12 protein-coding genes are annotated in these 11,976 nt (G+C 70.6%); 10 read left to right on the top strand and 2 right to left on the bottom strand.

Going from position 1 to position 11,976, the window contains the following annotated elements:
* From V7050_RS12135 to V7050_RS12165, 7 genes are all read left to right on the top strand, one after another.
* Nucleotides 1–555: cupin domain-containing protein (locus V7050_RS12135; protein ID WP_324410588.1), on the top strand; the 555-nt coding region annotated here is incomplete at its 5' end.
* Between the two features lie 91 nt (nt 556–646).
* Entirely contained in the window at nt 647–1,774 is a 1,128-nt protein-coding gene (locus V7050_RS12140; protein WP_324374785.1) for a cobalamin-independent methionine synthase II family protein, read from the top strand.
* A complete protein-coding gene (locus V7050_RS12145) occupies nt 1,771–2,463 on the top strand; it encodes an alpha/beta fold hydrolase (protein ID WP_324369648.1) in 693 nt (230 codons plus the stop codon). Before V7050_RS12140 ends, V7050_RS12145 begins: the two co-directional genes overlap by 4 nt.
* A complete protein-coding gene (locus V7050_RS12150) occupies nt 2,463–3,158 on the top strand; it encodes an RraA family protein (RefSeq protein ID WP_324369647.1) in 696 nt (231 codons plus the stop codon). Before V7050_RS12145 ends, V7050_RS12150 begins: the two co-directional genes overlap by 1 nt.
* 8 nt (nt 3,159–3,166) lie before the next feature.
* A complete protein-coding gene (locus V7050_RS12155; protein ID WP_324369646.1) occupies nt 3,167–3,346 on the top strand; it encodes a hypothetical protein in 180 nt (59 codons plus the stop codon).
* The gene (locus V7050_RS12160) at nt 3,343–4,701 is read left to right on the top strand and encodes an amidase (protein ID WP_324369645.1); all 1,359 of its coding nucleotides are present in this window, start codon (nt 3,343–3,345) and stop codon (nt 4,699–4,701) included. The genes V7050_RS12155 and V7050_RS12160 overlap by 4 nt, the downstream gene beginning before the upstream one ends.
* 247 nt (nt 4,702–4,948) lie before the next feature.
* Nucleotides 4,949–5,305, top strand: a complete 357-nt coding sequence (locus V7050_RS12165; protein WP_324369644.1) for an iron chaperone — start codon at nt 4,949–4,951, stop codon at nt 5,303–5,305.
* A gap of 332 nt (nt 5,306–5,637) precedes the next feature.
* On the opposite strand, the gene hisD is transcribed toward V7050_RS12165, so the two are convergent.
* Together hisD and mbfA are read right to left on the bottom strand one after the other, a co-directional pair.
* Complete coding sequence (gene hisD / locus V7050_RS12170; protein WP_324374787.1) at nt 5,638–6,927, bottom strand: histidinol dehydrogenase; 1,290 nt, start codon at nt 6,925–6,927, stop codon at nt 5,638–5,640.
* 117 nt (nt 6,928–7,044) lie between these two features.
* On the bottom strand, nt 7,045–8,028 hold the full coding sequence (gene mbfA / locus V7050_RS12175; protein ID WP_442885597.1) for an iron exporter MbfA: 984 nt from the start codon (nt 8,026–8,028) through the stop codon (nt 7,045–7,047).
* Nucleotides 8,029–8,152: 124 nt separating this feature from the next.
* On the opposite strand from mbfA, the gene pyrC reads away from it, so the two are divergent.
* The 3 genes from pyrC to glgP all read left to right on the top strand — a co-directional run.
* Nucleotides 8,153–9,202 carry a dihydroorotase gene (gene pyrC, locus V7050_RS12180; RefSeq protein WP_324366546.1) on the top strand — a complete coding sequence of 350 codons (1,050 nt, stop codon included), beginning with the start codon at nt 8,153–8,155 and terminating at the stop codon, nt 9,200–9,202.
* Nucleotides 9,203–9,205: 3 nt separating this feature from the next.
* Entirely contained in the window at nt 9,206–9,901 is a 696-nt protein-coding gene (locus V7050_RS12185; RefSeq protein ID WP_324366545.1) for an orotate phosphoribosyltransferase, read from the top strand.
* 378 nt (nt 9,902–10,279) lie between these two features.
* Nucleotides 10,280–11,976, top strand: a 1,697-nt coding sequence (gene glgP, locus V7050_RS12190) for a glycogen/starch/alpha-glucan family phosphorylase (protein WP_324410590.1), incomplete at its 3' end; no start/stop codon positions are given.

Raw genomic sequence — 11,976 nt, forward strand, 5'->3', positions numbered from 1 at the left:
GGCGACGACGCCGGCGGCGGCGTGGTCTGGGCACCGCAGGTGATCGAGGACGCGCGCGACCACGGGCTTGTGCTGGGCGAGAACGGCAAGCTCTACGACACCAAGCGCGGCCAGAGCCTCCCCGAGGGCGTGGCGCCGATGCCGCTCCTCACCGAGGCCGAACTCGCGACGATCCCCGAGCCCACCCCCGAGGAGGTCGTCCCGCGCTACGTCGCCCGCTACTGGGATCTGATGGCGATGGCGGCCGGGCAGCCGGCGAAGGTCATCGGCCCGGATGCCATCCTGCGCGACAGGCCGGGCTTCGAGGTGGAGCTTCTCACCCGCGGCTCGATCCCCGAGGCGATGCATGTCTCCGACCGCCACCACGTGCTCATGGTGATGCGCGGCCACTGGCGCCTCACCTGGGACGGCGGCACCACCGTGCTCGCCCCCGGCGACACCTGCGCCGTCCCGCCGGGCCTCGCGCATGGACTCGCGCCGTCGATGACCGGCGAGGCCAGCCTCTACCGGGTCACCGACACCGACGATCCCGCCGGCGCCACCTGGCAGGGCTGACCGGCGGGGGATGCCGGCGTCTCCTCCCGCGCCGGCATCCACCCCCCCCTCCCGGGACGGCAGCGCCAAGCACGAGGGACGCCCCGACGCCATGACCACCCCGATCCGCACCACCCATGTCGGCTCCCTGCCCCGCAGCCAGCCGGTCGTCGACTTCCTCTTTGCCCGCGAGCGCGGCGAGGACTACGACGCCGCCGCCTTCGACGCCTGCATGGCCTCGGCGGTCTCCGAGGTCGTCCACCGCCAGGTCGTGGCGGGCATCGACGTGGTATCCGACGGGGAAACCTCGAAGATCTCCTATGCCACCTATGTCAAGGACCGCTACACCGGCTTCGCCGGCGACAGCCCGCGCAACGCGCCCGCCGACCTGAAGCTCTTCCCGAGCTTCCTCGAACGCCTCGCCCGATCCGGCGGAACGCCGCAATACGCGCGCCCGATGTGCGTCGGCGAGGTCCGCCCCACCGGCCAGCACGAGCTCGAGAAGGACATCGCCAACCTGCGCGCCGCCATGGCCACCCACGGCGCCACGCGCGGCTTCATGAACGCCGCCTCCCCCGGGGTGATCTCGCTCTTCCTGCAGAACGACCACTACACGACCCGCGACGCCTATCTCGCGGCCCTCGCCGATGCCATGCGCGACGAATACCGCCGCATCGTCGCCGCCGGGCTCGACCTGCAGCTCGACTGCCCCGACCTCGCGCTCTCGCGGCACATGCTCTTCACCGACCTCTCCGACGCCGAATTCGTCAAGCTCGCCGCCTCCCATGTCGAGGCGCTGAACCACGCCCTCGACGGCATCCCCCAGGAGCGCATCCGCATCCACATCTGCTGGGGCAATTACGAGGGGCCGCATGTCTGCGACATCGCCATGGACAGGGTCTTCCCCCTGCTCATGCAGGCCCGCGCCCGCTACCTGCTCTTCGAGACCGCCAATCCCCGCCACGGCCATGAATGGACGGTCTTCCGCGACCGCCGCCGCGAGATCCCCGAGGACCGCATCCTCGTTCCCGGGGTCGTCGACACAACCTCGAACTTCGTCGAGCATCCCGATCTCGTCGCCCAGCGCCTCGAGCGCTTCGCCGGGATCGTGGGGCGCGACCGGGTGATGGCGGGCTCGGACTGCGGCTTCGGCACCTTCGCGGGCTTCGGCGCGGTCGATCCCGAGATCGCCTGGGCCAAGCTCGCCAGCCTCGCGGAAGGCGCCCGGCGCGTGCCATGACCCCGCTCGTCCTCGTGCCCGGGATGATGTGCGACGCCCGGCTCTTCGCCCCGCAGATCGCCGCACTCTCCGGGCGCCGTCCCCTGCATCTCGCGGCGATCTCCGGCCACGACAGCGTCGCGGCGCTCGCCGCCGCGATCCTCGCCGCCGCGCCGCTGCGCTTCGCGCTGGCCGGCCTCTCCATGGGCGGGATCGTGGCGATGGAGATGCTGCGCCAGGCGCCGGTGCGCGTCGAGCGCCTCGCGCTCCTCGACACCAATCCGCTCGCCGAGACGGAGGCGGTGCGCCGCGGCCGCGAGCCCCAGATCGGGAAGGCGCTCGCCGGCCGCCTCGACAGCGTCATGCGCGACGAGATGAAGCCCAACTACCTCGCCGACGGCCCGGACCGCAGCGCGATCCTCGACCTCTGCATGGCCATGGCGCTCGACCTCGGGCCGGAGGTCTTCGTGCGCCAGTCGCGCGCGCTCGCCGCGCGGCCCGACCAGCAGGAAACGCTCCGCGCCTGGCGCGGCCCCACGCTGATCCTGATGGGCGCAGAGGACCGCCTCTGCCCGCGGGACCGCCACGAGCTGATGCACGCGCTCGTCCCCGGATCGCGCCTCGCGATCATCGGGAACGCCGGGCATCTGCCCACCCTGGAGAAACCCGCGGAAACCACGGCGGAACTCCTCCGCTGGCTGGAGGCATGATGGACCCCGCCCTGCTCGACCTGCTGCGCGGCGTCGACACCCCGAGCGTCTGCAACGCCATCGAGGTGGCGCAGGGCCGGCGCGGCTTCGACGCCTTCACCCGCGGCACCATGCTCTGCTCCGCGCCGGAGGAGCCTGCCGTCGTCGGCTATGCCGCCACCGCGAGGATATCGGCCCTCAGGCCACCGACCGAGGATCCCGCCACGATCCGCACCCGCCGCATGGCCTATTACCGGATGATGGCCGAGGCGCCGCAGCCCTCCGTCGCCGTTATCGAGGACGTCGATTTTCCCGATTGCATCGGCGCCTATTGGGGCGAGATCAACACCACCGTGCACAAGGGCTTCGGCATGGCGGGCGCGCTGACCAACGGGGTGATGCGCGACCTCGGCGATCTCGCACCCGGATTTCCCGTCGTCGCCGGCTCCATCGGGCCAAGCCACGGCTTCGTGCATGTGCTGGAGAACGCAGTGCCGGTGACGATCTTCGGGCTGCGGGTGGCGCCCGGCGACCTCGTGCATGCCGACCGGCACGGTGCGGTCGTGGTCCCGCCCGAGGTCATCCCCCGGCTCGCCGGCGCCATCGCCAGGATGCAGGCCACCGAGAAGCTCGTGCTCGGTCCCGCGCGCGCGCCGGGCTTCGACTTCGCCGCCTTCGAGGCCGCCTGGACCGCCTTCGAGGCGGCCCGCACCTGAGCGATCCCATGGACGCGCCCGAGCCGACGGAAGAAGCCTTCGACGAGGCCGCCAGGCGCGCCGGCCTGACGCTGGCGCCGGAAGACCGGGCGATCGCCCTGGCCGAGGCCCGGACGCTCCACCGCGCCGCCGCCCTGGTCCGCGCCTATGTGGCGCGCGCGGACCGGCGCCGTCCCGGCGACGAATGAACCCCGCGGATCTTCCCATCCCGCAGGCGGCCGCCCGGCTGCGCGACGGCCGCCTGACGGCGGTCGCGCTCGCCCGGGCCCATCTCGAGCGCATCGCCGCGCGCAACCCCGCGCTCCACGCCTTCGTCGCCGTGACCGCAGAGCCCGCCCTCGCGGCCGCGGCCCGCGCCGATGCCGAGCTCGCGGCGGGGCAGGACCGCGGCCCCCTCCACGGCATCCCCATCGCCGTCAAGGACATGATCGACCTGGCCGGCAGCGCCACGGCCTGCGGCTCGCGCCTGCGCGCCGGCCACCGCGCCGCCCGGGACGCCGAGGTCGTGCGACGGCTGCTCCGCGGCGGCGCGGTGCCACTCGGCAAGCTCGCCACCTACGAATTCGCCCTCGTCGGTCCATCCTTCGACCTGCCCGACCCCCCGGCGGTCAATCCGCGCGACCCCGGGCGGATCACCGGCGGCTCCTCCTCCGGGGCGGCGGCAGCGGTCGCCGGCGGCTTGCTGCGCACCGCGCTCGGCACCGATACCGGCGGCTCGATCCGCGCCCCCGCCGGCTATTGCGGCGTGGTCGGCCTCAAGCCCAGCTTCGGCCGCGTTCCCCGCGGGGGCGTGGTCCCGCTGGCGCCCGGCCTCGACCACGTCGGCCCGATCAGCGCCACCGTCGCCGAAGCGGCCCTGACCCTCGACGCCATCGCCGATCAAGCCCCCCCGGCCGCCCCCGCCGCCGCCGATCTCGGCCGGGGCATCGAGGGCCTGCGCATCGCCTATGCGCGCAACTGGTTCGCCCGCGATCCCGCGCTCGACCCGGCGGTGCTCGGCGCGATCGATGCCGCCGTCGAACGCCTCGCCCGCATGGGGGCGCAGGTCGGCGAAGTGGCGATGCCGGACTACGATCTGATGCATGCGGCCGGCGCGGTGATGCTCCAGGCCGAGGCGTTCGCGCTCCACCGTGCCGATCTGGCCGCCAGCGGTCCGGGCTACGGCCGTGCCGCCTTCCGCAGCCTGGTCTCCGGCATCTGCCTGACCGAGGCCGATCTCGCCGCCGCAAGGCGGGCGGGCGATGCCTTGCGCGCCGAGATCGACGCCACGATCTTCGCATGCCACGACGCGCTGGTGACCGCGAACACGCTCTCGCCGGCGCCGCCGCTGGCGGCCTTCCGCGCCGGCCGGCCGGTCTGGACACCGATGCGGACCCTGCCCTTCAACCTGACCGGCCACCCGGCCCTGGCGCTTCCCGCCGGCAGCTCGGACGGGATGCCGCTCGGCCTCCAGATCGTCGGCCGCGCCTTCGACGAGGCCGGCATCTGCCGCATCGGCCATGCGCTGGAATCGGCGTCTCGCACCAACGGCCCTTCCGTCTGACCGATGCTGCGGCCCGAGGCCGGATCTCGGGGCAAGACAAAGGCCGCGCCCCGCGCGCAGGCTCCTTGCAGGATCTGTCGAAGCGCCTCGCATCGAGCAAGGCATGACCGCGCTCCCGACAGGCGCCCGCCCTCGCAGAAATCCAGGGGAGTCGTCGTCTGGAGTGTCGACTGTGCGGACGGAGCCGTCGTTGGCCGACTGCGTGTCACACAATTGCGCTGCGATGGATCTTTGCCGATAGTAGGGAATGACGAAGTTTGCAGACCATGATGCGTACATTGCTGCGGCCCCCGAGCAATTTCGGCCACTTCTAACCCGATTGCGCTCGCAACTGGCTCAAGCTCTTCCTGATGCGGAAGAGCTTATCATGTACGACATGCCAGGGTTCGGGTTTGGAAAGTCGATCGTCGCGGGCTATGCGGCCTTTAGCAAGCAATGCGGCCTGTATGTTAGCAACGGAGCCATATCTTCACTTGCCAACGACATCGCCACCGCTGGACTCAAGGCCACGAAGACCGGCGTGACCTTCTCGCCACGCAAACCCATTCCCGACGAGCTGATCACAAGACTTGTTCTCGCTTCGCGAAAAGACCTTGGGGTGTAGAAGTCCCGGCCGGTTGCGGCTCTTTGCAATGGCAACCTTGGGCTCAGAGCGGTAAAAAGCTTCGTTGATGGTTGCCGCGCATCGGGCGAGACCATCAACACATCTGGCAGGGGCTTGCCCCGCGCGGCCCCCACCCCATGCCGCCCCGACCGAAACGGCAGGGCGAGGGAGGTGCAGCTGCACCGCCGCCCGATTGCCGCGGGTCGATCGGGCTGGGGGTCCATTGGCGCGGGCGGGACGAGACTCGACGGCGAGGTCGCAGGCATCAGGAACGAAGATTCGAGAATGCCATTTGAATCAACATGTTGACCGGCGTCTCACCGTGAAACGCCTCATCGCGCCTGCATCCGGTCGAGGCGCAGCTGCGCCGCGCGGCGGTGCCCTTCCAGCCCTTCGCTCGCGCTCTGCCGAACCGCCGGCGGCGCCACCGCCCGCACCCCGCGCTCGTCGAGCCACTGGTGCGTCGCGACCTTGAGATAGGTTCCGACCCAGAGGCCGCCGGTATAGCGGCCGGCGGCCATGGTCGGCAGCGTGTGGTTGGTTCCCGAGCATTTGTCGGAATAGACCACGCTCGCCAGTTCGCCGATGAAGAGCGATCCGTAGTTCCGGAGCTTCCGCGCGAAATCCCGCGGATCGCGCGTATGGATCTGGAGGTGCTCGGCCGCGATCTCGTCGGAATAGGCGATCATCGTCGCCTCGTCGGCGGCCACCACGATCTCGCCGGAATCGCGCCAGGCCTGCCCGGCGGTCGCCGCGGTCGGAAGATCGCCGAGCTGCCGCTCCACCTCGGCAAGCGTCGCCTCCGCCAGCGCCCGGCTGGTGGTGATCAGCCCCACCCGAGTGCGCGGATCGTGCTCGGCCTGCGCCAGGAGGTCGGTGGCGATCATCTCCGCATCGCCCGTCTCGTCGGCGAGCACGTAGATCTCCGAGGGCCCCGCCAGCTGGTCGATGCCCACGGCCCCGAACACCTGCCGCTTGGCCTCGTTGACGAAGGCGTTGCCCGGCCCCACGATCTTGTCGACCCTCGGCACGCTCTCGGTCCCGAAGGCCATCGCGGCGATCGCCTGCGCCCCGCCGATGCGGAAGATCCGGTCCGCCCCGGAAAGATGGCATCCGGCGATCATCGCCGGATGCGCGTTCGGCGGCAGGGCGGCAATCACCTCGTCGACCCCGGCGACCTTGGCCGGCACGATGGTCATGATCGGCGCCGACAGCAGCGGGTAGCGGCCGCCGGGAACGTAGCAGCCGACGCGCTCGACCGGGATCACCCGATGGCCGAGATGCACGCCAGGCATCACCTCCACCTCGAGCGGCTGCAGCGTCGCGCGCTGCGCCTCGGCGAAGCGCCGGACGTTGTCGATGGCGAATACGGTGTCCTTGCGGGTCTGCGGGTCGAGATCCTCCAGCGCCGCGGCGCGCTCTTCCTGCGTCACCTCGAAACCGTCGCGCTGCGACCTGTCGAACTTCGCGGCATATTCCGCCACCGCCGCATCGCCCCGGTCCCGCACGGCCGCGAGGACCTCCCTGACGACGGCCTCCACCGAAGCATCGTCCACGGCGGCCGCCCGACCCGGCGACTTCACCGCGACAAGCGACAGGTTTCGGTGCGCACGAGCCGTCATCGGTGTTCCCTGAATCGGAGGAATGATTCGCGATGCCGCAGGCTAGCCCGGCCTGCATACGATTGCAAACGTGAACGCCAACGAGTGCCGGACCGGCCCGGACGGCCAGACCGCGCGTCAGGCGTTGCCGATCAGGATGCCCGCGGCGAGCACCAGCGAGCCGCCGAGCAGCACCTGGAACATCGCGCGCATCCAGGGCGTCTCCATGTAGCGGTGCTGGATCCAGGTGATCGCCCAGAGCTCCACGAAGACCACCGCGATGGCGATTCCGGTGGCGATCCAGAAATGCGGGATGAGATAGGGCAGCGCATGCCCCAGCCCGCCGATGGTGGTCATGATCCCCGAGGCGAGCCCGCGCTTGACCGGCGACCCGCGCCCCGAGAGCTTGCCGTCGTCATGGGCGGCCTCGGTGAAGCCCATGGAGATGCCGGCGCCGATCGAGGCCGAGAGACCCACGAGGAAGGTCTGCCAGGTGTCGCCGGTGGCGAAGGCGGCCGCGAAGATCGGCGCCAGCGTCGAGACCGAGCCGTCCATCAGCCCCGCGAGGCCGGGCTGGACGAAGGTGAGCAGGAACTGGCGGCGCTCGGATTCGGCCTCCTCGTCGCGGATCTCCTCGGGCGTGTGCGCGTGCCCGAGACGCCGGGCGAGGCTCGCATGCCCCTTCTCCGCCGTCGCCAGGTCGCCGAGCAGCTTGCGCGTCCCGGCGTCGGTGGCGCGCTCCAGCGCGGATTGGTAGAACCGCGCCGCCTGGTTCTCCATGGCCTCGGCCATGTCGCGGGTCTTCTCGATGCCGAGCGGGCGCACCAGCCAGTCGGGCTTGCGGTCGTAGTAGCCCCGCACATGCTCGCGCCGCAGCAGCGGGATCTTCTCGCCGAAGCGCCGAACGTGCAGGTCGATCAGCCGGCGCCGGTGCTCGTCCTCCTCCTGCGCCATCTCCTCGAACACCCTGGCCGTGGCGGGGAAGGTCTCGGCCAGCCCGTCGGCATAGGCGCGATAGATGCGCGCATCCTCCTCCTCGGAGGAGATCGCCAGCGCGAGGATCTCCTGCTCGCTCAGGCTGTCGAAGGATCGCCGTGCCGTGCCGAGCAGTCGCCGCATCATCGCCCGTCTCCCGCAAGCTGCATCCCGACTCATTGCGGCTTGCGAAGCCGACCGCAACCCGTCGGACTTGCCACCGCCCGGTGGCGCGTCTAATCGGGACGCGCCGCCATCAGACCCGAGCCCGATGCCGCAGAGCCTGACGATCCGCCGCCCCGACGACTGGCACCTGCACCTGCGGGACGGGGCGATGCTGGCCGGCGTCCTGCCCGCCTCGCGCGACTTCGCCCGGGCGATCGTCATGCCCAATCTGGTGCCCCCCGTGGTCACCGCGAAGGACGCCCGCGCCTATCGCGACCGCATCCTCGCTGCGCTGCCCGAAGGCCAGGCCTTCGAGCCGCTCATGACGCTCTATCTCACCGAGACCACCGATCCCGACGACCTCGCCGCCGCCGCGGCCGAGGGCCTGATCGCCGCGGTCAAGCTCTATCCCGCCGGGGCCACCACCAATTCCGCCAGCGGCGTGCGCGACATGGAGGCGGTGACGCCCGTGCTCGAACGCATGGCCGCGATCGGCCTGCCGCTCTGCATCCACGGCGAGGTCACCGACCCCGCGATCGACATCTTCGACCGCGAGGCCGTGTTCATCGACCGCGTCCTCGACCCGCTGCGGGCGCGCCTGCCGGAGCTGCGCATCGTGCTGGAGCATGTCACCACTGCGCAGGGCATCGACTACATCCGCTCCGCCCCGGCCAATCTCGCGGGCTCGCTCACGGTCCACCACCTGATCCTGAACCGCAATCACATGCTGGTCGGCGGGATCCGGCCGCATTTCTACTGCCTGCCCATCGTCAAGCGCGAAACCCACCGGCTGGCGCTGCGCGAGGCGGCGACCTCCGGCGACGCGCGCTTCTTCCTCGGCACCGACAGCGCCCCCCATGCCCGGGACGCCAAGGAGACCGCCTGCGGCTGCGCCGGCGTCTTCACCGCACCGGTGGCGCTCGGCTGGCTGGCGCAGGTCTTCGAGGAGGAAGGCGCCCTCGACCGGCTGGAGGCCTTCGCCTCGCTCAACGGCCCGGCCTTCTACCGCCGCACGCCGAACGCCGGCCGGATCCGGCTCGAACGCAGCGAGACCCCGGTGGAGAGCGCGGCAGCGGTCGCGACCGGGGCCGGCCCGGTCGTGGTATTCGATCCCGGCAGACCGCTCCACTGGCGCGTCGCCGGCCGAGAGGAGTAGAGGATGTTCGCCAACAGCTTCCCCCCCGACGCGGAGATGGCCCGGCTGGCCGCGCGCATGCTGCTCGAGGTCGGCGCGGTGCATTTCCGCGCCGAGGAGCCCTACAAGCTCACCTCCGGCCTCGCCTCGCCGGTCTATATCGACTGCCGCAAGCTCATCTCCTATCCGCGCATCCGCGGCGCGCTGATGGATTTCGCCTGCGCGAAGCTCCTGCGCGACGCGGGCTTCGAGGGCTTCGACGCGGTGGCCGGCGGCGAGACCGCCGGCATTCCCTTCGCCGCCTGGATCGCCGAGCGCCTCGCCCTGCCGATGCTCTATGTGCGCAAGAAGCCGAAGGGCTTCGGCCGCGACGCCCAGATCGAGGGCGCGCTCGCCGAGGGCAGCCGCGTCCTGCTGGTCGAGGATCTCACCACCGACGGCGGCTCCAAGCTGCATTTCGCCGAAGCCATCCGCCGGGCCGGCGCCGAGGTCGCCCATACGCTGGTGATCTTCTACTACGACATCTTTCCCCGCACCGAGGCCGTCCTGTCCTCCCACGGGCTGACCCTGCACTGGCTCGCCACCTGGCGCGACGTGCTCGCCGAGGCCCGTGCGGCGGGGCATTTCGCGCCCGGGACGCTCGACGAGGTCGAGCGCTTCCTCGCCGAGCCGCTCGCCTGGTCGGCGGCCCACGGAGGCATCGACCGCGTGGCCGGTTGAGCCCAAGGGGAATTGCACCTGGCAGCGCGACCGGTTCAGATCGATTTCCGGTCGGGCCTAGCGTCACCACCCCGCCCCGTCACGCCGAAGTCGTGTCTCCGGAACGACGCGGGCGCTTCGCTCAAGCCCGGGCCGGGCACTGCCCTTGTATTGTGGCGGGACGGTCGAAGAGGGAAGGATGAATGACCGCCAGATGCGACAGCCCCGGACGCCGCCACGCCCGGACCGGGACGCATTGCAGCTTGATCCCCGCCGCCGAATGACCATACTGCGCCCCTTCCGGAACGGTTTGGCAGCGGCGATGCTCCGGCATGCCGAGCTGTCTGGCCACCACGGATTCGGGACCCGCCCGGCCGAAAGCAACCCGGTGATGATGCGATGAACCAGCCCCTGACGGACTTCCTGCCCGATCCGCGCTCGAACGATCCCGATGCGCTCGCCCATGACATCGTCGAGCGGCTCGTCTACCGGATCGGCAAGGACCGCAAGGTCGCCAAGCCCCATGACTGGCTGCAGGCGACGATCCTCGTCGCCCGCGACCGCGCCATCGAGCGCTGGATGAACACCATCCGCCACACCTACGAGACCCAGGCCAAGCGCGTCTATTATCTCAGCCTGGAATTCCTCATCGGCCGGCTGATGCGCGACGCGGTCTCCAACCTCGGCCTGCTGGAGCCGATGCAGGCGGCGCTCGACGAGCTCGGCGTCGATTTCGACGCCATCGCCGCGCTCGAGGCCGATGCCGCGCTCGGCAACGGCGGCCTCGGCCGGCTCGCCGCCTGCTTCATGGAGAGCATGGCCACCGTGGGCGTGCCCGCCTACGGCTACGGCATCCGCTACCGTCACGGCCTCTTCCGCCAGCGCATCAAGGACGGCTGGCAGCTGGAATACCCCGAGACCTGGCTCGAACACGGCAATCCCTGGGAATTCGACCGCCGCGAGAGCGCCTACGAGGTCGGCTTCGGCGGCTACGTCGACTACCAGGAAGCCAACGGCGAGGAGGAGAAATACGTCTGGCGCCCGGCCGAGCGGGTCATCGCCAGCGCCTATGACACGCCGATCGTCGGCTGGCGCGGCACCAACGTGAACACGCTGAGGCTCTGGAACGCCGAGCCGATCGACCCGATCCGGCTCGACGCCTTCAACGCCGGCGACCACATCGGCAGCCTCAAGGAAAGCAACCGCGCCGACGCGCTGACGCGCGTGCTCTACCCCGCCGATGCCTCGCCCTCGGGTCAGGAGCTGCGGCTGCGCCAGGAGTATTTCTTCTCCTCCGCCTCGCTGCAGGACATCCTGCGCCGCCACCTCCAGCAATATCCCTCGCTCGACAACCTGCCCGAGAAGGTCGCGGTCCAGCTCAACGACACCCACCCGGCGGTCTGCGTCGCCGAGCTGATGCGCCTGCTGATGGATGTGCACGGCTACGAATTCACCACCGCCTGGGACATGACCCGGCGCACCATCGCCTATACCAACCACACGCTGCTGCCCGAGGCACTGGAAAGCTGGCCGGTGCCGCTCTTCGAGCGGCTCCTGCCGCGGCAGATGCAGATCATCTACGAGATCAACGCCCGCCTCCTGCGCTCCGCCCGCGCCGAGCACGGCTTCGACGACGCGGCGGTGCGCGACATCAGCCTCGTGGACGAGACCGGCGAGCGGCGCGTGCGCATGGGCAACCTCGCCTTCGTCGGCGCGCATTCCATCAACGGCGTCTCCGCGCTCCACACCGAGCTGATGAAGGCGACGGTCTTCCGCCATCTCCACGAGATGTATCCCGACCGCATCAACCCCAAGACCAACGGCATCACCCCGCGCCGCTGGCTGATGCAGTGCAATCCCGGCCTGACCAGCCTCCTGCGCGAGACCATCGGCGACGCCTTCCTCGACGATATCGAGGCCCTGCGCGCGCTGGAGCCTTTCGCCACCGACCCCGGGTTCCAGACCGCCTTCGCCGCCGTCAAGCGCCAGAACAAGGAGCGCCTCGCCCGCGTCGTGCGCGACCGGCTCGGCATGCGGCTCGACCCCTCCGCGCTCTTCGACATCCAGATCAAGCGCATCCACGAATACAAGCGCCA

This window comes from Amaricoccus sp. (genome assembly GCF_036846665.1).
In the GTDB taxonomy this organism is placed as follows: domain Bacteria; phylum Pseudomonadota; class Alphaproteobacteria; order Rhodobacterales; family Rhodobacteraceae; genus Amaricoccus.